At 41.8% G+C, this 24,040-nt stretch carries 28 protein-coding genes; 5 read left to right on the plus strand and 23 right to left on the minus strand.

Translation table 11 applies throughout. From position 1 onward, the window contains the following. The first annotated feature begins 55 nt into the window (after positions 1 to 55). The 3 genes from htpX (at position 56) to HUG20_RS19645 (ending at position 2,674) form a co-directional block, all read left to right on the plus strand. Positions 56 to 970 (plus strand): protease HtpX, encoded by a 915-nt coding sequence (htpX, locus tag HUG20_RS16095; protein WP_200085708.1) that lies wholly within the window; start codon positions 56 to 58, stop codon positions 968 to 970. A 418-nt stretch (positions 971 to 1,388) separates the two neighbouring features. Then, the gene (locus HUG20_RS16100; protein WP_200085709.1) at positions 1,389 to 2,360 is read left to right on the plus strand and encodes a siderophore ABC transporter substrate-binding protein; all 972 of its coding nucleotides are present in this window, start codon (positions 1,389 to 1,391) and stop codon (positions 2,358 to 2,360) included. A gap of 182 nt (positions 2,361 to 2,542) precedes the next feature. Beyond that, positions 2,543 to 2,674 (plus strand): hypothetical protein, encoded by a 132-nt coding sequence (locus HUG20_RS19645; protein ID WP_281392436.1) that lies wholly within the window; start codon positions 2,543 to 2,545, stop codon positions 2,672 to 2,674. Between the two features lie 28 nt (positions 2,675 to 2,702). Here HUG20_RS19645 and HUG20_RS16105 read toward each other — a convergent pair whose 3' ends face one another. The 5 genes from HUG20_RS16105 to HUG20_RS16125 all read right to left on the minus strand — a co-directional run bounded on the left by HUG20_RS16105 (position 2,703) and on the right by HUG20_RS16125 (position 7,102). Next, the gene (locus tag HUG20_RS16105; protein WP_200085710.1) at positions 2,703 to 3,167 is read right to left on the minus strand and encodes a FixH family protein; all 465 of its coding nucleotides are present in this window, start codon (positions 3,165 to 3,167) and stop codon (positions 2,703 to 2,705) included. Positions 3,168 to 3,370: 203 nt separating this feature from the next. Beyond that, positions 3,371 to 4,432, minus strand: coding sequence for a tetraprenyl-beta-curcumene synthase family protein (locus HUG20_RS16110; RefSeq protein WP_200085711.1), 1,062 nt, complete (start codon positions 4,430 to 4,432; stop codon positions 3,371 to 3,373). Between the two features lie 386 nt (positions 4,433 to 4,818). Then, positions 4,819 to 5,148, minus strand: a complete 330-nt coding sequence (locus HUG20_RS16115) for a DUF3817 domain-containing protein (protein ID WP_200085712.1) — start codon at positions 5,146 to 5,148, stop codon at positions 4,819 to 4,821. 266 nt (positions 5,149 to 5,414) lie between these two features. Beyond that, positions 5,415 to 6,608, minus strand: coding sequence for an aminotransferase (locus HUG20_RS16120; protein WP_200085713.1), 1,194 nt, complete (start codon positions 6,606 to 6,608; stop codon positions 5,415 to 5,417). After that, complete coding sequence (locus HUG20_RS16125; RefSeq protein ID WP_425504077.1) at positions 6,605 to 7,102, minus strand: Lrp/AsnC family transcriptional regulator; 498 nt, start codon at positions 7,100 to 7,102, stop codon at positions 6,605 to 6,607. Before HUG20_RS16125 ends, HUG20_RS16120 begins: the two co-directional genes overlap by 4 nt. A 141-nt stretch (positions 7,103 to 7,243) precedes the next feature. Between HUG20_RS16125 and HUG20_RS16130 the strand changes: the two genes are divergently transcribed. After that, positions 7,244 to 7,858 carry a cysteine hydrolase family protein gene (locus tag HUG20_RS16130; protein ID WP_200085715.1) on the plus strand — a complete coding sequence of 205 codons (615 nt, stop codon included), beginning with the start codon at positions 7,244 to 7,246 and terminating at the stop codon, positions 7,856 to 7,858. 118 nt (positions 7,859 to 7,976) lie between these two features. Here HUG20_RS16130 and HUG20_RS19650 read toward each other — a convergent pair whose 3' ends face one another. From HUG20_RS19650 to HUG20_RS16220, 18 genes are all read right to left on the minus strand, one after another. Further along, complete coding sequence (locus HUG20_RS19650) at positions 7,977 to 8,111, minus strand: hypothetical protein (protein ID WP_281392438.1); 135 nt, start codon at positions 8,109 to 8,111, stop codon at positions 7,977 to 7,979. Between the two features lie 798 nt (positions 8,112 to 8,909). After that, positions 8,910 to 9,995, minus strand: coding sequence for a zinc-binding dehydrogenase (locus HUG20_RS16140; RefSeq protein ID WP_246476446.1), 1,086 nt, complete (start codon positions 9,993 to 9,995; stop codon positions 8,910 to 8,912). A 55-nt stretch (positions 9,996 to 10,050) separates the two neighbouring features. Further along, a complete protein-coding gene (gene ahlS / locus HUG20_RS16145) occupies positions 10,051 to 10,902 on the minus strand; it encodes an AhlS family quorum-quenching N-acyl homoserine lactonase (protein ID WP_200085716.1) in 852 nt (283 codons plus the stop codon). Between the two features lie 712 nt (positions 10,903 to 11,614). Then, on the minus strand, positions 11,615 to 11,971 hold the full coding sequence (locus HUG20_RS16150; protein ID WP_200085717.1) for an MDR/zinc-dependent alcohol dehydrogenase-like family protein: 357 nt from the start codon (positions 11,969 to 11,971) through the stop codon (positions 11,615 to 11,617). Beyond that, positions 11,968 to 12,135, minus strand: coding sequence for a zinc-binding dehydrogenase (locus tag HUG20_RS16155; RefSeq protein WP_200085718.1), 168 nt, complete (start codon positions 12,133 to 12,135; stop codon positions 11,968 to 11,970). Before HUG20_RS16155 ends, HUG20_RS16150 begins: the two co-directional genes overlap by 4 nt. A 254-nt stretch (positions 12,136 to 12,389) precedes the next feature. Further along, positions 12,390 to 12,599, minus strand: a complete 210-nt coding sequence (locus HUG20_RS20030; protein WP_200090552.1) for an alcohol dehydrogenase catalytic domain-containing protein — start codon at positions 12,597 to 12,599, stop codon at positions 12,390 to 12,392. A 643-nt stretch (positions 12,600 to 13,242) separates the two neighbouring features. Next, entirely contained in the window at positions 13,243 to 13,386 is a 144-nt protein-coding gene (locus HUG20_RS16165) for a hypothetical protein (RefSeq protein ID WP_200085719.1), read from the minus strand. 379 nt (positions 13,387 to 13,765) lie between these two features. Beyond that, complete coding sequence (locus tag HUG20_RS16170) at positions 13,766 to 14,239, minus strand: S-ribosylhomocysteine lyase (protein WP_200085720.1); 474 nt, start codon at positions 14,237 to 14,239, stop codon at positions 13,766 to 13,768. An 88-nt stretch (positions 14,240 to 14,327) separates the two neighbouring features. Further along, on the minus strand, positions 14,328 to 15,398 hold the full coding sequence (locus HUG20_RS16175; protein ID WP_200085721.1) for an NAD(P)H-dependent flavin oxidoreductase: 1,071 nt from the start codon (positions 15,396 to 15,398) through the stop codon (positions 14,328 to 14,330). A gap of 158 nt (positions 15,399 to 15,556) precedes the next feature. Beyond that, the gene (locus tag HUG20_RS19655) at positions 15,557 to 15,937 is read right to left on the minus strand and encodes an anion permease (protein ID WP_200085722.1); all 381 of its coding nucleotides are present in this window, start codon (positions 15,935 to 15,937) and stop codon (positions 15,557 to 15,559) included. Then, positions 15,900 to 16,253, minus strand: a complete 354-nt coding sequence (locus HUG20_RS19660; RefSeq protein ID WP_200085723.1) for an anion permease — start codon at positions 16,251 to 16,253, stop codon at positions 15,900 to 15,902. Before HUG20_RS19660 ends, HUG20_RS19655 begins: the two co-directional genes overlap by 38 nt. Before the next feature lie 187 nt (positions 16,254 to 16,440). Next, positions 16,441 to 17,496 (minus strand): sporulation integral membrane protein YtvI, encoded by a 1,056-nt coding sequence (gene ytvI / locus HUG20_RS16190; RefSeq protein ID WP_200085724.1) that lies wholly within the window; start codon positions 17,494 to 17,496, stop codon positions 16,441 to 16,443. A gap of 425 nt (positions 17,497 to 17,921) precedes the next feature. Continuing rightward, on the minus strand, positions 17,922 to 18,113 hold the full coding sequence (locus HUG20_RS16195; RefSeq protein ID WP_200085725.1) for a hypothetical protein: 192 nt from the start codon (positions 18,111 to 18,113) through the stop codon (positions 17,922 to 17,924). Positions 18,114 to 18,142: 29 nt separating this feature from the next. Beyond that, the gene (locus HUG20_RS16200; RefSeq protein ID WP_200085726.1) at positions 18,143 to 18,790 is read right to left on the minus strand and encodes an ABC-2 transporter permease; all 648 of its coding nucleotides are present in this window, start codon (positions 18,788 to 18,790) and stop codon (positions 18,143 to 18,145) included. Beyond that, on the minus strand, positions 18,787 to 19,644 hold the full coding sequence (locus HUG20_RS16205; RefSeq protein ID WP_200085727.1) for an ABC transporter ATP-binding protein: 858 nt from the start codon (positions 19,642 to 19,644) through the stop codon (positions 18,787 to 18,789). The genes HUG20_RS16200 and HUG20_RS16205 overlap by 4 nt, the downstream gene beginning before the upstream one ends. Positions 19,645 to 19,754: 110 nt before the next feature. Then, positions 19,755 to 20,453 carry an ABC transporter permease gene (locus tag HUG20_RS16210; protein WP_200085728.1) on the minus strand — a complete coding sequence of 233 codons (699 nt, stop codon included), beginning with the start codon at positions 20,451 to 20,453 and terminating at the stop codon, positions 19,755 to 19,757. 19 nt (positions 20,454 to 20,472) lie between these two features. Continuing rightward, a complete protein-coding gene (locus HUG20_RS16215) occupies positions 20,473 to 21,489 on the minus strand; it encodes a response regulator transcription factor (RefSeq protein WP_200085729.1) in 1,017 nt (338 codons plus the stop codon). Positions 21,490 to 21,742: 253 nt separating this feature from the next. After that, positions 21,743 to 22,477: a glycerophosphodiester phosphodiesterase gene (locus HUG20_RS16220; RefSeq protein WP_200085730.1), complete on the minus strand. Its 735-nt coding sequence runs from the start codon at positions 22,475 to 22,477 to the stop codon at positions 21,743 to 21,745. Between the two features lie 284 nt (positions 22,478 to 22,761). Between HUG20_RS16220 and HUG20_RS16225 the strand changes: the two genes are divergently transcribed. Next, the gene (locus HUG20_RS16225) at positions 22,762 to 23,922 is read left to right on the plus strand and encodes an MFS transporter (protein ID WP_246476447.1); all 1,161 of its coding nucleotides are present in this window, start codon (positions 22,762 to 22,764) and stop codon (positions 23,920 to 23,922) included. The last annotated feature ends 118 nt before the right edge of the window (positions 23,923 to 24,040 follow it).

Below are 24,040 nucleotides of genomic sequence, written 5' to 3' on the forward strand. Positions count from 1 at the left end.
GATTAAAGCATGCTATAATGGGAGACGGAAAAATAATCGGAGGTGTCATAAGACAGTGGGGAAAAGAATCGGACTTTTTATTTTAACGAACATTCTCGTTCTGACGACGGTAGCCATCGTTTGGTCGTTGATTACAACGTTTACGACTATCGATGGCTCCTTTCAGTCTAGCGACGGCGTATTGGGCATTAATGTCCTCTCCTTGTTGATTTTTAGTTTATTGCTCGGGTTCGGGGGCGCGTTATTTTCCTTGGCCATTTCACGTTGGATCGCGAAGAAAATGATGCGCGTAAAAGTGTTGGATCCTGAAAAAAACTTAAACCAAGCGGAACGTGCCATCGTTGAAAAAGTACATCGAATGGCGGGTGCCGCAGGGCTTGTTCATATGCCCGAGGTCGGGGTCTATCAATCGAAAGAAGTGAATGCCTTCGCAACCGGCCCCACGAAAAAGCGGTCGCTCGTTGCAGTATCCTCCGGATTATTGCAAGAAATGGATGAAAGTGCCGTAGAGGGAGTCATTGCGCACGAAATTGCCCATGTGGACAACGGGGATATGGTGACGATGACGCTGTTGCAAGGGATCGTCAACACATTTGTCGTCTTTTTATCACGGGTGGCAGCGATTATCTTATCGCGGTTTGTGCGCCCTGAGCTCCAGTTTATCGTGCAGATAGCTGCCATCATCATTTTGCAAATTCTCTTCTCCATTCTCGGGAGCCTTGTCGTTAACGCGTATTCTCGCCATCGAGAATTTCACGCGGACCGAGGCGGAGCCGATTTTGCAGGAAAAGATAAAATTGCCCACGCACTGCGTTCGCTGCAAAGGTATGCAAATCGTGCACAAACGGATGATCATACGGACGATTCAGCACTGCAAACAATGAAAATCAATGGAAAACGCGGGTTCACGCAATTATTTTCCACCCACCCGGACCTGCAGGATCGCATTGACCGTTTAGAGCAATCGTAGGCATTAAATGAACTGGCAGCGATGTAATTCGCTGCTTTTTATTTTTTTGCAGATATGATCAAAGACATCGGTCTCCGTTTTTCATCTTTCATGTAGGGATCATTTTTTATCATTTCATCGGAAGGAGCTGGTTCCCTCACCGCTTCTAAGTTCTATGATTTCCACCACTGATCCCTGCCATTTTAGCTTAGCATAAAGTGACACGTCCATTCTGTGCGCCGAAAATGAATTTTTCCATTCTAATTGAAAAAAACTCTCAATTATGATTGACGAAAGCGATGTCAATGCTTATAATGATCATTAGTTAATTGATAATGATTTTCATTATTGGTTATGGGGAGGGGGATAAAGGCTTAACTTTTTCTTAGTTTTCATCACTGAACATGCAAATAAAACATAATAAAGGGGTTTATAAAACATGGGCAAGCCACTGATTGGAATACTTACAGGCTTATCAATGACTTTTGCACTTGCCGCGTGTAGCGGAGAAAATAACGATGAAGCGACAGGTGACGAAGAGAATCAATCTTCGGAAACGGAAGAAATCACCATTGAACATGACTTTGGAGAAACGGAAGTGCCTGTCAATCCGGAAACTGTTGTATCTTTTGATAATGGCTTAACAGACTCCATTCGGGAGCTGGGAGGCAATATCAGCGGCATTCCAAAAGCAGGAAATGTTCCGGAGTATTTATCGGAATTTGAAAGCGATGAATACGAAGATGTAGGCGATCTTTTTGAACCGAACTTTGAGTTGATTAATGAAATGCAACCGGATGTCATTTTTATTTCAGGTCGTGCCTCCGACAATTATGAAGAACTAAGCGAAATTGCTCCAACTGTTTATATGGACATTGACGACGAAGATTTTATGGGATCATTAGAAGAAAACGTTACAACATTAGGGGAAATTTTTGACGCTGAAGATGAAGCAGAAAATCAATTGGACGAAGTACAGACGAGAATTTCCGAAGTTAGCGAACAGGTGAATGAAGCTGACGAAGACGGTTTAATTCTTTCTGTCGATGATGGCTCGGCAAGTGCCTACGGTGCAGGATCCCGTTTTGGCCTTATCCATGATGTACTTGATGTAACTCCTGCTGATGAAGCCATTGACTCAGAAACGCACGGGGAAAATGTGTCTTTTGAATACATTGCGGATGTTGATCCGGATAATCTATTCGTCTTGGATCGTGGCGCAACCGTCGGAAGCGACGAGGAAGCAAGCCTGAATGAAATCCTTGATAATGAACTCGTAGAATCCACCACCGCTTTCCAAAATGATAAGATCATCCAAATGACCGGTGATTATTGGTATTTAAGCTACGGCGGATTAGAATCCACGAATCATATGATAGACGAAGTTGAAGAGGGTATTGCAGGATCATAGCTACCAAGAAAGGATCCCGTCTGTAACGAGGGATCCTTTTTTATTGCCAATTAGGCACTGCTGAATAACGGAAAAAGACTGACACATAAGCATTTTCCGTTGCTGCTGTCAAAGCTGGATGCAAGGAAATCCATCCTATAAGCAAAAAAACCCTTGCACGTCTGGCAACGTACGGAGGGATGGTGCTGCAATGGCGAGACTCCAGCGGAAAAACGGACGCGTCAAGCCCCCGCAGCGCCGGTTTTGCGCGAGGAGGCTTGACCGTTCGTCCGCGGAAAGCGAAGCCATGGAAGCGACATCCCGGCTTCAGCTGATAGCCGCAAGTTGTTCAGCAATCCCCAATTAATGATCGTCCATGAGATCACTTTCGTTATCAACGTCGTCTTCATCAAACGCGTCTATTTCTTCCTGCTCTACGTTACCGACGACGATATGATGAACGGGCATTGAGTGCATGCCTCTGGCCGTTACATGGGGTTGCACAAGATAAATGCCGTCCTCTTCAAACGTATAGTCAGCACTGTAGACCCCGTCATCTTCCGTTTCTTGTTCGATCATATCACTGTTTTCTTTGTTTCCATCTTCCCAAACTTCAAAAACAACTTCGTCCGCATCTGTAACTACCTCATCTTCTTGCGTCACTTGTGTCTCTAACGTGTGGTCACCTGTGTCCATTTCTTCAGGCATTGTCACTTCTACGTCGATCGCTTCCGTAGAACCCGGGTCCCCTTCCGCCTGATCTTCCTCCGCTCCACAAGCTGCAAGGAAAATAAAAAAGAATCCACAACCAAGCATTTTCATTTTCATATCAGAAAACTCTCCTTAAAGGATTTCTCATCACCAATAAACATCAACGATCTCATAGTCTTTAGAGGAATCCGCATCTCCCGTTAAACATGTAACTGTTTTGGTTCTTCGTCAGGGTTCGAATCGCAATACATTTTTACAACTTTTCTATTGTAATAGGCACCATTGATGATTTTCCTTTCGGTTATTTTTTCACGAATGTGTTAAACGGTTCTTTTGAAAATCCAAAGGTTTTGGACAAAGAAGGAGGCTTGTTTCCCTCCAAGTTTGATGATTTCTTTTGCGTCCTTTTTAAAATCTTCGTTTTCCTTAACCTTGCCATCGGATAAGTAAAGCGCATATAAACCTTTTTTTATCATGAGATGAAATTTTTCGTCAGGTAATCCTTTCAATCTTTTTGTGGCTTCCTGATCGATGTATTTAAATCGCGCAAGCATATCATTTTTACTTTCATAGTACGTAACAAAATTCATTTCATTTTCTTGCCGATCTTCTTCTTGATCAATAAAGTAATCGAGCATAATATGCAACCCTTGCATCCATGGGAAATATGCATCTTTCAGACGTTTGGACTCTTCTTTTGTCCTAGGGCCACTTGCAGCGTATGCCGCGAGGCAATATAAAGCGAGTGTTGAAGCAACGGCACACGAAAATTCATACCAGCGCATACCCGGTACCAAATCCTTGTTTTCATTGTAATAGTCGAATAATAATTGCTCACGCCGATCTTCTTCCACATGTTTATATACTTGAAAATCAATATAGTATTGGGATACTTCTTTCATGTCCTCTTTCATGGCAGAGAAACCTGGAAATTGAACAATTGCTTCCCGGCAATGACTGACCATTTTTTCTAAGTAGCCATCATCTTCAAAGCCTGACCGGTATTGATAATAATTGCTGATCTGTTCATATGGCTCCAAACTGTCCAATAACGCTTGATGCATGGAACGAAAATCATCAGGGTTATGTGCGTCATTTTTATCGCAAAGGGTATCTAAATAATCACAAATGGATTGATAGGCAACCATAAATTGAATGTAAGCATCTTGGTTATCCCCGGCCAGTAAGGCTAATATGCTCCCGCCCTCACAATGAAATGTTTTATCGCTTACCGTCCATATCGCCTGTTCCCTAATTTCTTTATCTTTTATGTTCTGCCCTTCTTTTTTCCAGGACTCAAGTTGTTGATGCGCTTTCGGCAACGTTTCTTTCTTCGCTCTTTGCAAAATTCTTACTGGGTTGGAAGGTGTAGATTTAGTCATTATTAACACGACCTTATTTGTGTAATTTCTCTTTGCTGAAATATAATTTCATTTCTATCATACAATCGTGGCTCTTCACCAAAATCTATGGCTGACAAACTAGGGGCAATTATGATTGGTAGTGACCGCTACGGAAAAACCCTACGCTTTCCGTGGGCCCCGAGCTCAGCCTCCTCGGAAAAAAGACGTTCGCTTTTTTCCTGCGGGGTCTTCGCCCTGCGCTTTCCCACAGGAGTCTACGTGTTTTTCCTTCGCTCGCTAGTGGTATAACCATATTTAATCACGAATATCAACCATTGATTTTAGTGTTGACCCACAATCGTTTGTTGTCTTTTCATAAGCATACAAGACACAGCTGTTATTGTATCTTTTCGTTGGTTTGTGTGTTATTCGGCTGAACCTTCAACATTTGGTACTGGTTGTGCAAAGTCAGCTTTTTTCAACTGTGCATCGAGGATAAAATTGCCGAATGGGATGAATGCAACGGCGCTTGCGCCGAAGAACCATTTCCAAGACCAGCGTATGGTGAAAGTTCCGAGCAAAACGAACGCCATGTACAGTATGTAAAGGATCCCGTGTGCCATACCTATAACAGAAACGACTGCATCATAACCGGCCATATATTTTAGTGGCATGGCCACAAATAGAAGGGTGACGAGTGAAAGGCCTTCCATATGTCCAAGATATCGAAACCATTTTAAAAAAACATTTTTCATGATCATCTCTCCCTCCGTCTACTTTACATGAAATCAGAAGGAAAGAGGACGACAATTTCTTGAATTTTATGAGGCGGGGAAAGCTCAGGGGAGGCTTACATTATCATTGCGGAGCGGACTCTATGAATTCGACGTTCGACACAAGACATGCCGGAACTTAACCGAAGTCTCTTGGACGCTTATTTTTCCCGGCGTTTTTGAACAACTTCTGTCTTTCTTACCTGCCAAGAAAGGAGAGCATCCATTTTATGCTCTCCTTTCTTCCACTATTGGGCATGCCGCTGGACGAATGCTTCAATGCGGGCAGTTGCTGTTTGCAGGGCATCCATGGACGTTGCGTATGAACAACGAACGTGACCTTCGCCGCCTTTGCCGAATACCGTTCCCGGCACTACTGCCACTTTTTCCTCTATCAACAATTGTTCGGCAAATGTTTCATCATCCATCCCTGTCGCCTCTACCGATGGAAATGCATAAAATGATCCGCCGGGAAAACGGCAGGAAAGTCCCGCTTCATTTAATGCATGCACAATGTAATTACGACGGGCACGATAACTATTGGTCATTTTTTCCACTATTTCTCTGCCGTTCCGCAGTGCTTCCAATGCTCCATGTTGCGCCGGTGTTGGTGCACACATGAGAGAATACTGATGAATTTTTAACATCGCTTGCGTAATGTCGGTTGGAGCGCAAACGAAACCGAGCCGCCAGCCTGTCATGGCAAATGCTTTGGAAAACCCGGAAATTAACACAGTGCGGTCGCGCATACGTTCCAATGCCGAGAAAGCGGTGTGCTGCGTGTCATAACTAAGCTCCGCATAAATTTCATCGGAAAAGACGAGCAGATCATAGGCTTCTGCTACCTCTGCAATCGCCTGAAGCTCAACATCGTTCATGACCGCTCCCGTTGGATTGTTCGGAAACGAGAGGATGACCGCACGGCTGCGGTCGGTGATTGCCGCTTCCAGACGTTCCTTCGTCAATTTAAAATCAGTAGAAGCATCTGTCGGGACCGGTATGGGCACCGCCCCAGACATTGTAACCAACGGTTCATACGAGACGAACGCAGGTGTTGCCACCAACACTTCATCACCTGGATCAATCGTTGCTCGTATGGCAAGATCTATTGCCTCGCTTGCCCCTACCGTAACAATCATTTCTTCTTCCGGATCATAGTCCACGCCAAAACGGTCAAGCATATACTCGCCGATAGCCGTACGCAATTCAATCATGCCGGCATTCGATGTGTAGGAGGTGTACCCTTGTTCCAAGGACGCCATAGAAGCTTCCCGCACATTCCAAGGCGTGACAAAATCAGGTTCGCCAACTCCCAGGGAGATGCAATCTTTCATAGTTGCAGCCAAATCAAAAAAACGGCGGATACCGGATGGTTCAATACTGGAAGCCGCCCGTGAGAGTCGCTTTTTTTTCGGTGTTGTTTGCATCGTCTGTTGCTTCATGGTGACACCACCATACGTCGATCTTTTTCCTCTTGATCAAAAATAACGCCGTCATGCTTATATTTTTTCAAGCGGAAATGGGTCGTCGTTGACAGTACAGCATCCAGTGTAGACAGCTTATTGGACACGAAACGGGCAACGCCCTCCATCGTTTGCCCTTCAACCATCACGGAAAGATCGTACGTCCCTGACATTAAGTATAGGGCGGTGACTTCCGGGAAACGCTGAATACGTGCAGCCACTTCATCAAAACCTACCTCACGCTGAGGGGTAACTTTCACATCAATCATGGCGGCAATATGATCTTCCGTGGTCACTTTATTCCAATCAATAATTGCTCCATAGCTCAAAATAACCTTTTCATCTTCAAGTTTTTTCATGCCTGTTTTTACATCCTCTTCGTTTTCGTCCAACATCTTCGCAAGCACATCCGTTTCTATGCGTCCATGATGTTCAAGAATACGAATGAGCTCCAATTCTTTATCTTTTGTCACTGCCATCCCCCCATTGATGAAAATGCCTATCTATACATACCTTATTGTAAAACCATTTATCATGTTCCTAAATGACGAATATATACATTTTATCATAAATTTCTACCGTTATTCTGACTATTTTTTGAAAGTGGGAAAGAAATGAAAGGATACATCAGTCATTATCATAAAGAACCGACTGTTGCAATGCTCATCATTGATATGATCAACGATTTGGAATTCGAAAATGGGGGAAAATTGTATGAGCCGATGCGAGCCGCGGCCAAACAAATTGCAGCATTAAAAGCGCAGGCGAAATCGTTTCACATTCCGGTTATTTACGTCAATGACAATTATGGATTTTGGCAAAGTGACTTTCGGGAACTTGTCAGCCATTGCCTCTCCGAAAATGTCCGCGGCCAAGAAATTGCTCGTATCCTCCCGCCGGCTGATGAAGATTATTTTGTGTTAAAGCCGCAGTTTTCCGGTTTTTTTTATACCCCGCTTGACCTTCTGTTACGCTACCTAAACGTTCGGACGTTGATTTTAACCGGGGCATCCGGCAATATGTGTGTTCAATTCACGGCAAACGATGCCTATATGCGGGGGTATCAATCGATTGTCCCTCGCGATTGCATTGCTTCGGTTCATGAGCAAGAAAACGAAGAAGCCATTCGAATGATGGAAAAAGTTTTACAAGTATCTACGATGCCTGCCGCTGAATTATCGCTGCGCAATGTCATTACCGAGGCGCAGGCGTATTACGAAGATACTTAATAAGTAGAAAACAAGCTTTTATGGCTAAAGCCTTAGTTGCACTTATGTAGGTAAGAAAGTTGATTTATACTTTTTGTATGAAAAATTACTTTAGGAATTGCTGAACAACTTACATATATTAGTTGAAGCCGGGATGCCGCTTCCATGGCTTCGCTTTCCGCGGACGAACGGTCAAGCCTCCTCGCGCAAAACCGGCGCTGCGGGGTCTTGACGCGTCCGTTTTTCCGCTGGAGTCTCGCCATTGCAGCGTCATCCCTCCGTACGTTGCCAGAAGTGCAAGGGTTTTTTTGCTTATAGGATGGATTTCCTTGCATCCAGCTTTGACAACAGCAACGGAAAATGCTTATGTGTCAGTCTTTTTCCGTTATTCAGCAGTCCCTGCTTTAGTGAAAAGGAAATAGGAAATTAGTTCCTAAAACTTCATTTTGCAGGACTAAAGTAAATACCATTATTTGATAAGATCTATTTAAGCTGTTTCTGGATTATTATTTGAGATGGTATAGTCTTTCTTTTTGAGGTATTCGATCATTTTGCGTTCTTTACTTTGCTGCATTTGACGAACGTATTCGGTGCCTAGTTTCTGATACGGTTCTCCATTTTTAAGATGTTGTACGCAATGGTTACAGTATATTTGACTGGAACTCAATCATCAATCCTAAATATACCGTCCCTCTTCTCGCTAGTCTGGTTTTCGATGTCATTTCGAATGATTTCTTCCGTAACATTTCCTACATGCACAAAAATAACCTCTTGCCCATAAGTGCTGCCCCCAATATTTGTTATCCCCTCGCTTCACACCCTTGTCTGATAAGCTCTTTTACTCGGTGGACGATGTCACCCACGTAACACATGATAGCTATCCTTTGTCACCCATATAACATGGTATTTGATGTCATAAACCGCATGACTGCTTCTTTTGTATTCATCCATACGCTCACCTCGGTTTAAGTATGGACATTAAAAAGCAAGGCTAAAAGCTTATACCGTCTAAAGACGGTGGAATTAGACCTTGCTTCTATAACTTAAAATGCAACATAGGGTGTGAATTTTCTCAAGAACAATTTATGGTTGCTCTAGTTACTTCACGTCTTGCAGACTTATCTAGGGCTGTTTGGATTTCAGATAAATCAAAACTTGCATCCAATAACGATTCAAATGGGTATTTGTGTTGGTTTTGCTCCAAGAATTTCAATGACTTATAGAGATACCAAGGATTATATCTAATAAGTGGTATAATCCTTACTGATTTACGAACAAGCAACCCTGGATCAACAGCAGTAGTTGTTCCGGGAGATTGTGTACCAATAGCCACATACCTACCACCAGGTCTGACAAGTTTAATACCCTCCGAAAAAGAATCTGGTACTCCAGTAAGCTCTATTCCTACATCAGCTCCCCAATTATCGGTAAGTTCTTTAACCTTTTTCTCGCGTTCATCCACAGTCTTATGATTATTTAGATTTATCGTTTCATCTGCGCCAAATTCTTTTGCTAATTCAAGTCGAGAAGCGACTGCATCAATAATGATAACGTTTGCTCCACGCTCTTTTGCAACAGCAGTTGCATTAATCCCTAAACCTCCAGCTCCTTGAATAACAATTGTTTCTTCACTGCTTAATTGGGACTCATCAATACCAAAATATACTTGTGATAAGGCACAATTCGCACTTGCTGCTACCTTACTACTGATATTATCAGGGACTTTGTAAAAATATTGATTTGGATGAATATAATAATGTGTAGAAAAGGCCCCATTAAAATATGGCCATTCAGTCGGTGGTTTACTCCAATAGGTGTATGCATTTTCACATAAATGAAATTGTCCATTTCGACATGCCCTACATTTTTGACAGGTTAAATAGTAAGGAGCAACAATACTATCACCTTTTTTCACCGTATTTCCCGCATAATCAATGGTTACTCCTTCACCTAATTCTAATATTTGTCCAATCATTTCGTGTCCTAAAACCGCGTTTTTGATATATGGGTGCTGGTCATTAAAAATGTGTAATTCTGAGCCGCACACATTACTTTGGTTAACTTTAACTAAAACAGAACCTGGGATAACTTCTGGTAAATCATAGTCATGTAATTCTACGTTACCTGGTTCAGTCATAAAACCTACTGTTCCTTTCAATTTTAACAACTCCTTTTTAGGTGATTAGCATTTGGTTATCATCTGATTATATCCGTTATTCATAATATCCTTCGGTTGATTTTGTGAGTTTTGAAAATTGGTCAGCATCATGCCCAAACCAAACATCAGAGTTTGTTTCTTTTGCTACTCTACGTATTTTTTCAACTGCTCTTCCCCATCCCAAGGAATCATAAATAATTCCGGGCGGCTTAATTGGAGGTCCATAACTTTCGGCATTATAAATAGCATCAGAAGCAAGAATAATAGATCCTGTTTCCGGCATATCAACCTGCAATCCAATTAAGCCAAAAGCATGCCCGCTACCAAAATTAAGAACTTTCACTCCGTTAACCAATTCCAAATTATCATCATTTTCTTTAATTGTTTCAAACTGTAAATTATTTTTTATCCAAGCGTTAATATCAGCCCAAATATAGGCACCTTCACTTTGATTACGAGCAAATATACGCAAAGCACCATTTAATTCATCGTCATGGACAATTATAGTTGCATTTGTAAACCATTCTAGACATCCAGCATGATCTAAATGAAGATGTGAAGCAACTACATATTTTATATCTTCCGGGCGAACATTTAATTGTTCTAATCGATTATGCAAATAACATTCTTCAGGAGCCACTGTCCATGGCGTCCCTTTTTGTACACCTTCCGGCCAACGACCCTGAGGACCCATAGAGTTAGGATTGCAGGCTGTATCAAACAAAATTTTCCCTTCTGGATGATCAATTAAAACGGTGTAAACTGGAAACTCAATCATTTCATTAGGTGCATTAGGATAGTCTATATTAGCTGTATTACTACTGGCAATCATCAAATTTTTATCCATTTTTATCTTGCCATTGTCCATAACATAAAGTTTGGGTCTGACCTGGTTAATGTTAACCATTGTAATTCCTCCCTCGTAATTTTTAAATTCTCAAAGTCCTTCATGTAATTTTGATTTGGTCAATTATAAAATGTGATTCCAATTATTATATTTTCTATCACCCCCCCATAATAATTATCCCTCTTGATACACTCCCTCGCCGATGATTTGTCTAGTATTATTTAACATTTTGTCGACGAATGGATATTTGTAATGACACTAATCTGCACACTGTGACCTTAATCAATCATTCGACACATGGAAAAATGTAAACAATCAGAAATTATAAAATATATGGAATATTACGTACGAATATATACAGAGGTTCTCACCCAAAAAGGTCAGCTAGCCATTTATGCCACAACATATAGTGTATAAGACGGTGAATTCAAAACAATATAACCTGCGTTCCCGGAATGTATAACGAGACAGTCTGCAAATGGCGACAAATCAATATTCTCCTCTCGTTACATAAATGTATATATAACGAGCCTATAATTTTCAAAATCCTATTATACCAGTATTTCTCGTTATAAAATAGTGTTTTTCCCGGGAATCCAGGATATAATGTGTGTTTAAGAGCGTATTTTTAAAAACCTACCTTTTTGGGAGCAAACCATACAGATAATTTTATTACATCATCTTCAAATGTTAGTTTTATTTCTCTTCTCAACCCAAATACAGCACTAATATATTTACAAGTCATTCTATATATTACTCCTTCAAGTAATCCTTAGAACACAATAAAGGCTCGGTTTACTTCTCTCTTAACAGAGCTTTCTAAAGCACTTTCAATGTTCTCAAATGTAAATTCTCCATCGACCATATCTTCAAACGGATATTTATCTATATTATTTGAAAGAAAGTCCAAAGCTTTTTTCAAATACCATGGGTGATGCCTAACAATCGGGATTATATTAATTGCTTTTCTTGTGAGTAACCCCGGATCGAATGATGTGGCTTTTCCTAGTGAAACATTTCCGATACTTACATATCTACTTCCACCAGTGAGTAAATGAACGCCTTCACTGAATGCATCTGGAACTCCAGTTAATTCCATACCAACATCAGCACCATCTTGGTTCGTCAACTCAAGTACCTTTTCTCCCTTTGCTTCACGGTTTCGTGCTCTTTAAAATTGATGGTATGAGCAGCACCAAACTTAAGTGCATTCTCTAATCTTCCTTCTACCCCATCTATTATAATTACTGTAGCTCCTTTTTCTTTGGCGAACGTAGCAGCGTTCAATTCCAAACCGTTGCCCCCTGAATTACTATTGTTTCTATTGTAAATTAGCTTTTTCAATACCAAAGTAGACTTGTGAAATAGCACAATTAGTACTTGCTGCCACAGCATGGCACATTATCAGAAACCTTATAAAATTAATAATCAGGATGCACATAATGATGAGAGCGAAACTACCATGAAAATGCGGTGGTTCGTTAGCTGCCTTAATCCAATACTCATATGCATTTTCACAAAGATTTATTGCACCTTTTTGACACATCTTACATTTCCAGCATGTCTGAAAATAAGTTGATTCTATCATCAACTTTTAGATTAGCTCCAGCAAAATCAGATACTACTCCTTCCTCTAAGCTTTCTACTTCCCCTACCATTTCATGACCAAGTACACCTGTTTTCTTAGTAGGGTGTTCTCCTCTCCATATGTGTATCTCAGAACCACATACATTTGAACATCTTACATTTAATAGGATATTTTATTCACTATGATAAATAATCATCAATCTTCCTTTGAGTTTGGATACCTATTTCTGTTTAGCAATCACTTACAAATTCAAAGAAACCCTTTCGTACGTTCCTTCGAAAAATGCGACAAACGTATAAAACACAATATAAAATAAAAGATTGCGTTAAAAGTTTTTACTTTATTTAGATTTTTATTTTTTTATTAAAATTTCCATACTTCTATATGGATATAGTATATCGTATCCCATTTGTATTATCAAGAAAAAACATAACATTTTTCATAGAAATAGAAATACACTTCCACAGATAGATTCTTGCTATGGACTCCGAGGAAACTCAGGAGCCAGATTAGTCCTCAGACTTGGGTTCTGGGACTCATAATGGTTTCCGGACAGCAAATTCATCCGCAAATATAACATAATACAGCATGTTTAACACCTTTATCAGGTGCTCACTACGTTTAATACAAGATGTATCGAAGCAAACAGAAATGGTGGAATTAGGGATAACTGAGGATATGTCATGGGATGCCATTAACTTAAAAAGCATGTTAAATGATATACCAATCCTCAAAAGTTGAAATCTAACTTAGTTCTCCGACCATGAGCGCATTGCCTCGTGACCGGTTTATTATAAATTGCTTTGAACGCATCATCTCCGAGTATCCTTCACCACTTCCATCGCTTCGACGATATTGTCTGCGATTAATTCGTTGACCCCTTTATGGAGCACCTTTTGCATACGCAATTTTTCATTCACCGTCCACACATAGACTGGCAGGTTGAGACGGTGCATACGTTTTACAAATCCACCGCATCTGTGCCTATGCCTTTAAGTCGGAGTTCAGGATAAAATCTTGAACATAGGCATGCAACCGGAAGCGTTGTTGAAGTAGTCTTCGACTGAGCAATAGGACTGTAAGGGCATATAGGTTTTATCCAATAGTTTAAGTACGTTTTGCAATATTTGTAAATGAACATTCTTAAATGACCCATCTGTTAAAGTAGGTGGTCATTTAAATCCCCCGTTAAGACGTAGAAACGCTACCGCTAAAGCACATCCTGGGCGTCGGAACAAATCGGGTGTTAGTCGTCCGTTATCCCCATACGGGGTTGAAGCAGGAGTTATGACTCTTACTCACCACCGGGATAAAGAACAAGACCCAGCTAGAATCCTAAAACACTTCTTCCAATGCTTTTCGATCTTGTTTTAGCCAATCCCGCATCCACGTTTTCGCTTCTTCCAAGTCATGGAGTTTCGCCTGCCCGCATTGTTCTTCGGTAGCAGCGGGAACATAGTCATATTCGATGCCGGCTTTTAATGTTTTTTCCAAAACATCAATGATCTCAGGAACTTCCGCCGGTCCATTAATGATTAGATAGAAGCCGGTTTGGCATCCCATCGGGGAGAGATCAATCACTTCAAAATGGTCGTAAGCCTCAGCATACCCACGTATATTTAATGCAAGCAGGTGCTCGAGCGTATGAATCACCGGCGGCGTCATGTTCGTCACGTTCGGCTGGGCAAAACGGAGATCGAATTTATGAACGATGCCGTCGCTGCCTACCTTTTGTGTTCCGGCATGGCGGACATATGGCGCTTTCACTTTTGTATGGTCAAGCTCGAAGCTCTCAACACGTGCTTCCATAAAAAATCCCTCCGTATAATATTCCTACTCCTATTATACAACAAGGCGAAATTCCTTCGCAATGCTCCGGTTCGCATGAATTGGTCGTTTAACGTAGTAAAGCATCCGTCTCTTCTACCAGTTTATCAACAAGTTCCTTAGCGGTCATTGCTTCGCTAAGCCTCGTACCTTGTCCTGCCCACAATGACATGTAATCCGGTTTTTTTTGTTGACCGGCCGCTTTTCGAATATCTTTTGTGGCGGCATTTTGAATGGGATATGGAGGGATGGGATCATGCTTATCATCCATTTCTTCCATAAACCGATTTTTAATGCCCCTCGCTTCTTTCCCCGAGAAGGCTTTTGTGATCATCGTATCTGCTTCAGTACTGTTTAAAACTTCCTCTTTATGCATATCTTGCGCGCCACTTTCGTGACACGTGAGAAAAGCTGTACCCATTTGTATCCCGGATGCGCCTAGCATAAATGCTGCTGCTATCCCTCTTCCATCCATAATCCCTCCGGAAGCAATAACCGGAACATCCACCTGATCGACGACTTGTGGCACCAATGCCAGCGTTCCAACCATCGCTTGCTCCATTGAAGAAGCCAAAAATGTACCACGATGTCCGCCTGCCTCACTTCCCTGTGCCACAATGAGGTCAACGCCGGCTAGGTCAAGTTCGATTGCTTCATTTACAGTCGTCGCGGTTCCTATTGTGGTGATGTTTTGCGCTTTTAATTTTTGAAGCATTCGCATTGGAAGAAGACCAAATGTGAAACTGAAGCAAGGCACTTCCTCTTCTAAAACGACGTTTAATTGCTCATCGAAATTTTCTTCAACTTGATTTATTTGCGGGGGTTCAAGATTAAATTTTTGCCGGTAACGCTCCGTCAGTTTCAATCCGGCTTCGATGTAGGATTGCTCCTGTTCCTTTGAATGTTTGGGAGAAGGAATGAACAAGTTAACCGCAAATGATGCGTCCGTTAGCTCTTTAACAGCGCGAATAGCAGATCGAATCTGCTCCGGAGCCATATACCCGGCTCCCAACGTCCCGAGAGCCCCGCTGTTTGAAACTGCAGCAACAAGCTCCGGTGTCGTTGTGCCACCTGCCATCCCGGCTTGAATAACCGGATACTTGATTTCTAGACGTGATTGAACCTCTGTTTCATGCCACATGTTGGCAACCTCCTTTTTCAGCCCCAAGGACCGGCACTCCACTCGTCCTCATGCCACTTTCAGGCTGAAATGCTTGAATCATGTCAACGCTTAAATCGACATTCTCTTATCCACATGGATGTCCTATATGCTCGTCCCTCACCTCGCTTTCTTTTGATTTAAGGCCAAAAACCTAACCAATTCCACCACGTATAGATGACCAATAATGTAATGATCGTTGTTGCGATCGTCGCCCATATGCCCGGAATATAAAAGTCTCGTTGTTTGATTAAGCCGGTGCCGTGCGCAACGACATTGGGCATCGTTTCCACAACCAAAATGTATCCGTACAACGTTGTTAAACCTGCAGCAACACTGATGACAACAGGGTCCAACCCAACTTGCGTGGATAAACCGATGAAAACCGGAAGCAAAGTGACGACGGCTGTCGAGACATTGGTTACGCCTAAATGATAGATTTGCGAAATGATTACAACGAGCAAAAGTGCTATCCATGGTTCACTAAATGCCGCAAGAATCCAATCTGCCGAAAGGACCAATTAACAACACCATATCAAAATTAACTTTCACAAGGTTCTTCCAATCTATAAACCCTACTTTAGGCATCCCCATTAAAACGACTGCGAGAAGGGCAGGAACGGTTGGATGATAACCATGAAGTGGTTGTGTCATCCAAAGCGCTACCGTTAAACATAACATCCCTATACATTTTCGTTCAGCTTTTGTTAACGCACCTAAGTTTTCTTTTTCTTCCTTCATCTGCCGTTTTAATGGTGCGACAGAAATACCAAACGTAACGGATCGTCTAGATACAAGGTACTTCTTTTTCTTATCAACAGGCTTTTCCGGCTTCATATGCGGCTCTCACTTTCGGGACAATCAGAAAAACATAACGGCTCTAGACAATGAAACATCTAGAACCGTTTGTCCCCAATTAAAGATTACTCGCTCTCACTATCTTCGTCATACTCCGGCGGATACAATTCTTCCGGGATATCTTCAACATTTTATTCTAAAAAAGACCTTGCCCATGAATTTTCGTCTAAATCTTGAAATCCATTTTTATAATGCCTGCTTCTTTGGCAGACAAAAAAGCAATCAGCAATAATGGGCCAAGCACAAATCCGATCACGCCAAATACCATCAAACCGAGATATAGGGAAATCAACGTGGCAAGCGGGGATAATCCCATATGGGTACCCATTACTTTTGGTTCTACCGTTCTTCTAATCACCAAGAGGACCGCAGCTAATATGAGCAGTTGTGTGCCCAATGCAGCCTCGCCGGCAATGAATTGGAACAATGCCCACGGGGCCAATATTGCAATCGAGCCAATGATAGGGATAAGGTCAACGACCCAAACAATAAGCGACATTATCAATGCCACCTCTGGTGTAATCCAATAAAGACCAATAAGGGTGACGGCTAAAATAATGAGACTCACCAAAAATTGCGCTTTAATAAACCCGAAAATGACATTGGAAAAACGCATGGCCATAAAGTTTACTTTTTCTTTCGTTTCATCCTTCAAGTATGAATAAAACACCTTTTTTAAGCGTGGCATATCCAACAAAAATAAAAACAAGGCGATCACATAGACGATGATGGATACGAAATAGCCCGGAATACTGGATATAAATGCCGTAATTTGTCCAAGAACATTTACATTGCTGACACTTGCCCCCAATTCATTTAACAAGCTTCTAACTTCCTGGTTAATGACCTGGCCAAATTCGGCAGGAAGGTTTTCGTTATCCTCTAAAAAATTTTGAAAGTCAATCAACGCATTGTTTATTTCATTGATATAGTGGGGGATGTTCTCCACAAATTGTATTCCCTGGGTAACGATAGCCGCGGCGATAAAGTATGTAGATACTCCTAAAATAACCAAAAATAAACTAAATACTGTAATGACAGAAAGACGTCTCGGGACTTTCGCCCGGCGAATAAGAAACTTAACTGCCGGAGACAATAACAGCGCTGTAAAGAAAGCTGTAATAATCGGCAGGGAAACCGGCAATACGAAATACCCGGCTACGATAAGCAGGATGACAACGATAACAATAGTTATGTTTCGTTTAGTAAGAAATTTTGTCACGAATATGCCTCTTCCCAGTTATATTTTCTTTTTTCATTCTAACACGAATCATTTTTTACGCATCATTTTTCGTTTTTCCTGCCACTCGTCTACACCTTAACAGAGTGATCTTTTCTGTTTTTCAGTAAGAAGTAAGTTGATCGCACGTCGATAACTATCGTTTGCATTTGTATATGCTGTGCAGAGTCTAAATTTGCCTATTCTATACACCCGATCCCTAACCCGGACGGTCTGGAACCATCATTTAAAGTCCTTGACCCTATAACGGAGGGACGACGCTGCAATGGCGAGACTCCAGCGGAAAAACGGACGCGTCAAGCCCCCGCAGTGCCGATTTTGCGCGAGGAGGCTTGACCGTTCGTCCGCGGAAAGCGAAGCCAAGGATTTCATGAATACTTTCTTCACCGGCAATCTGTTTGTCTCAATCATTCATCACGGGTTTTCATGAACATCGCGATGACAATAATTAACCCGATACAAATGAAACTCGCCCACGAAAAGAAATCAGGTAAATGAAGTTCGGGCCAAGTATCAAAGTTCTGTTGCATGCCATTATAGATAAAAAGGAATGGAATGATCGATAAAACGATCATTATTATCGCGAAAAAGAATCTCATTTTTCCTCCCCCCTAAGTGGATTTGACATTCAGAATTCTTTTCTTTTATACACTTGAAGTGTGATTCCATAGGAAATAATATAAAGCATGAAGGTAATCACACAAAAACCGGAAGTAAACAGCAGCTCATGATTGATCCCTTGAAATGCGTCTTCGATAAACTCTATATACAACCAATTGCTTAACAAAAACAATCCGACAGCCACAATGATGCCCAGCATGAGTACTGTATCCGCTTTTTCTGCTCCCCATTTGTATGTGAGGGGATATGCCACGATCCCTAAAAGCAGCGCAATGCCAGCGCCATTCAGGATCCCCAACATATTTGTAGATGTTAAGATATCTCCTAATATGAGATCAGCTAACGCAAATAAAGCAACTGTGACCAATAAACCGCTGATCATCGCCAAGGCAAAAAAGAGAAAATGGCTCTGCACAACATCGCCCCTTTTTATCGGTAGCGTAAGCACAAATTTATTCCAACCGGACTTTGACTCATGCTTTAACACTTCAAGGGCAGGCGTAACCATAAAGATAGTGATCAACATTTGTGCGAAACCCTGCATCAATTCATTCCGGGAAAAGAGAAGAATAGCCACGATGACCACACTTAACAACACGTAATTTCGAAGACTCGCGGAAACCGAATAATATTGATTTAAGAGTAGACCTTTCAAGCTTCTTCACCTCGCATTAACAGGAGCGTAATATCATCGATGGAAAAGGCTTTTGATTTGATCGGGGCAGGCACTTGTTTACGATCAGATACGAGCACTTCCATTCCATCACCGCTTTTTTTATACGTGATGATCAAATCTTGCTCGATTTGCTCAATTTCATGTTGCTCGCATTGCAAAATGGCGTATTGGTTCAGCAATGTTTGTTTTTTGACTTTTAACAGAAGTTCCCCATTCTTAATAAAAATCAGGCTATCCGCTATTTTTTCAATGTCGCTTGTGATATGCGACGATAATAAAATGCTGCGCCCTGCACCTGCAACAAACGTCTTTAACACATCCAATAACTCATCTCTTCCCGTCGGATCCAAACCCGCGGTTGCTTCATCCAAAATTAACAATTTAGCGTCATGGGAAAGGGCAACCGCAACTGAAAGTTTCATCGACATCCCTCGCGAAAACCCACTGATTTGCTTTGCTTTTGGCAAGGAAAAAAAATCAATGTAATGATCAAACGTCTCTTGATTCCATTGTTGGTAAATCTTGTTGAACACCTGGCCCAACTTATCGACGGTTATGCCACCGGGCAAGTGAATGTCATCAAAGACAACCCCGATACTTTCTTTTATGTCTCTCTTGTCCGGATCCATTTCTTCACCAAAAATGTGAATAGATCCACTGTCTTTTTGTAGGGTTCCTAAAATGGATCCCATCGTTGTGGATTTCCCTGCCCCGTTTTCCCCGATGAACCCGACAATGGATCCGTATGGAATGGCAAAGGAAACATCCTTTAAAGCAAAAGAAGAACCCGAGTATTGTTTGTTCAACTGTTCAACTTCTAAAATCGATGACAATTAATAAACCTCCTATTCGTTTGATGATTCTCCCCTACTCTATCGAGGAGCAAGGAACAATGCCTTCAATCATGCACGAAAGGAGGTTGATTCATGGTAAATGGAGGCTTTTAATGTTTGAATAATTTCCGGGTCATTCTAAAGGTAAGCATAACGGTCAATAACGCCCAAACGATGGGGACATACATATGTTGGGCAAACGCGGATGCAAATTCCTGCTGTTCAATCAATTGCAGCCCATGAAACATATGATAATTGGGCAATGCCAACAAAATCCCGGGCTCACTGCCAGTGTTATAGCCCACAATTCCTTCAAACACGAAGTAGATTAAAATTACCGGCCACCCGTATAAACTGACGTCTACGGTATTTTTGGAAATAACGCCAAGGATTGTGCCCAGGCATAAGAACATCAAGAGCAGTGGCAAACTAAAAAGAATGCCTGCACATATACTGGATAACGTATATCCATAAAACACCGCACTAACGATGAACACAATGATTGATACCATTAATGTTAATAAAGACTTGGCCATAAAGATGTCAATGGGACGAACCTTCATTTGCTGGAGCAATCTTAATGTTCCCTGTTCAGATTCTTCGACAATCAAATTGCCTTGCACATACATTGTGAGTAAAGTTGCAATAACACCGACAAAAAAGGAAGGCAGCACGTGTTGCACATCAAAATTATAGAGGCCAATATGTATCAAAACTTGACACAACAACAATACAATCACTTGGCCGTTCCAACGCAAATCCCACATGTCTTTATATATAATTGTACGTAGGGATTGGCTTCGATCCATATAAGCCGCCTCTCCTCATTCACCAATTTAATAAATCTCTAAGCCCCGCATATTTACTCTTTGATAAAGGAACGGTTTTTTCAGAATGTTTATCAAGAATCAAGCTATAACTATTTTTACTCCATACAATGACTTCTCTGACTCTTTGCAAGTTAATCAGATAAGAACGATGACATCGATAAAAACCATAAGGCAACAGCTTATCTTCAAGTTCTTTTAGCGTCATGGTGGAAATAAATTCTTCCTCATTAACATGCAAGATCGTATGGCGCTCGCGTGTTTCCACATAATCGATTTCTAAAGGGTCGAAAAGAATGTATTTGTCTTCATATTTCGCCGAAATTTTCTCGAATTTCATGTGATGAGCAGTTTCATTTGTGATTTCATCATCCGCTTCATTATTTTCTTCGGTTTCATCATCTGTCTCCACCTCTTGAATGCCGCGGTTTGTGATGCGATATACCTTTGTTCCCAATCGAATGCCTTCTTCCAAGGAAGAAGTGAGAATGATCACGATCCCGCCGCTTTCCATAATTTTATCCAAAATACGATTAAACACTTGCTTTGATTGAAGATCAATTTTATCGGTTGGATCCTCAAACACGTAAACAGACGTTTTTTGGATTAAACTTCGGACAAAGTGCAACCGCTTCATTTCAGAAAACGTCAATCGTTTATTAATGGTTGACCGTACGTGGGTTAATTCACTGATCTCTAATAACCTGTCTGTATGGATGTTTTTTTGATGCAATCGGGACCAAAAATCAAGGATTTGTTCGGGATTCAATCGTTTATACAACCCCATCTCATGACGATAAAGAAAAACTTGATCCGGGCCCGTAAGTGCGCTTTTGTCCATATGTATCCTTTTCGATGTGTACATGCTTTGATCTTCCAAAAGGTCGATAAAGGCTCTCATATATTCTGTTTCCGCTTGGATGGCGATAATCTCTTTATCTTCAATGATCAATTCAATGGTTGGCAGCACTGTTTTGTTTTCTACGATCTTATTGAATTGATTCAATATTAACGTCATGAACGTTTCTCCTTTTTTCGAGTATCACTCTTATTATGAAGGAAATCATAACGAATATCATTGAAACAAACATGAATGGAGGGAAATGATGTGTGAAAGGAGGGTTATTAAGCTTAATGGATGTCATTCATGCATGAATGACAAGCGAGTGCCTTACCTGCTTAAAAAAGCGCCTTCCAAAGGAAGATCGGTCTTTTAACAAATACTTTCTGCAATCCCTGGGCCTTGTCCCCCTCCATCATCATGATTCGTATCATCTCCGAGTACCCTTTACCACTTCCATCGCTTCGACGATATCGTCTGTGATTAATCCGTTCGCCCCTTTATAAAGCACCTTTTCCATTCGCCATTTTTCGTTCACCGTCCACACATAGACCGGCAGGTTGAGCCGTTTCATACGTTTTACAAATCCAAACCGTAGCAAATGGTAATGCGGACAAACCGCATCTGCGTTGATGTCTTTCAATCGAGCTTCTGGGAAAAAGTCTTGAATATAGGCATGCAACCGAAAGCGTTGTTGAAGTAACCTTCGACCGAGCAATAGGCCTGTTAGGATCTCGGGATTCATCTGCTTTATTTTTTTCAGTACTGTATCATGAAAAGAAGTAATCAGGACTTCCTGCGACATCCCGGTAGCTTCCACGACATCTACGACCTGTTCTTCCAATCCCTTGGTTTTGATTTCAATATCCAGTTTTAAATTTCCTTTACATAATAACAGTACATCTTTCAATAACGGAAGTTCCCAACCAATGCCTCGGGCATCCTTTTGCAGGCTTTTATAACTTCTTTTTTTTACCGCAGTGCCATCAAGTTTTCCCTCGTGAAAACAAATCAATTGGCCGTCCGCCGTGCGACGAACATCGGTTTCAATAAAATCAGCATCAAGAGCAACCGCTCTTTCAAAAGCTTTTACGGTGTTCTCAACCATATCCACACCCGTAACTCCGCGATGGGCAATAACGAGGGCATTTCGTTCTGTGCGCATGTTGGACAATAGCCTCCATTTCTCTCATCCTTTAGCATTTAGATGGAATTTTCGGTGGCGCGGAGCAATCTTGCATTCAAGCACGACTTCCTTGTTTTTTGCTCGGAATTGCAAAATGGCCAACATTGACGATGCAATCCTTTCGCTATATATTTAGAGAAACGAAATAATTCAACAGGGGAACGAACGGGCGAAAACCAATTGAAGGTGATCGTATTCAAATCGAAAAAAGAAATTTAATAATCATGGGGTTTGCCAACATGCTCGTCTCCGGGAGCATGACTATGGTTTTGCCGTTTTTGTCGTTATATATTGAATCTTTTGGACAATATTCACCCGCAGAAGTACAACGATGGGCCGGCATTGTCTTCGGGGTTTCTTTTCTTGTTGCATTCCTGGTATCCCCTATATGGGGCCGAATCGGAGATCGGTTTGGCCGAAAAAGCATCCTCATCGGCACCGGGTTTGGAATTGCCCTTTCTGTTTTTCTAATGGGATACGTCGAGTCTGTCGGCGCCCTTTTCGTTTTGCGGGCATTCATGGGATTGGCGACCGGTTTCATCCCCGCCTCCATGGCGCTCATATCTGCGCAGAGCAATAAACGTACGGCGGGCGAAACACTGGGAACCTTGCAGATGGGCACGGTTTCCGGAGGTTTGTTGGGCCCGCTATTCGGCGGATTGATCGCCGACACCGTCGGCATGGAATTAACATTTATTTTGACCGCATTAGTTCTCGCTTTGGCAACATTGCTCGTCATCTTCGGCGTAAAGGAAGTTATTTTCGAAGAAAAAGATGAAAAACGACGTTCCTATCATTGGAAAGAAGTCATCCGACACATTGTCACGCATCCGCTATTAATTATCGTAATGGTCGTTGCACTTATCGTGCAACTCGTGAACTTTAGCGTACAACCACTGCTTGCGCTCTATGTCGGCGAACTTACCTCTGCTGAAAATATGGCTTTCTTGGCGGGAATGGCTTTTTCCGTTACAGGGCTCGGCAACTTGCTGGCTACTCGCAAATGGGGACAAATCGGGGATCGTATCGGCCACGAAAAAATACTGCTGCTTTTGCTCGTTTTGTCGGGTTTATTTTTCATCCCGCAAGCATTCGTTACTGAACTCTGGCAATTGGTATTGCTCCGGTTCCTATATGGAATACAGGTAGGCGGCCTTATTCCGTGTACTACAGCGTATATCCGTCAAGTCTGTCCGGTTTCTATGCAAGGGGAGGTCCTCGGTTACAATCAAAGCTTCCGTTTTCTCGGCAATGTCATTGGACCGGTATCCGGTGGGGTGATTGCGAGTAGTTTTGGCATTCCTGCTGTATTCATTTTCTCCGGGATTCTGCTGATTATTACCGCGATCGTCGTGAAAATCATACTCAACCACAAGGACCTGAATAAGGAAAATAAATCTGAGCGAACGCAAACAGTGGTATAAAGATCGTTGTAACAAAAGGCATTGGTCCTGTCATGGTGACCGAAATGCCCGGGTTTCCTTGATTTCGGACGGTATGAACCATCACTGTCCCTCTTTTTACGCTTATTGTTAACCTTAT

Source organism: Salicibibacter cibi (assembly GCF_016495865.1).
GTDB lineage: Bacteria > Bacillota > Bacilli > Bacillales > Marinococcaceae > Salicibibacter > Salicibibacter cibi.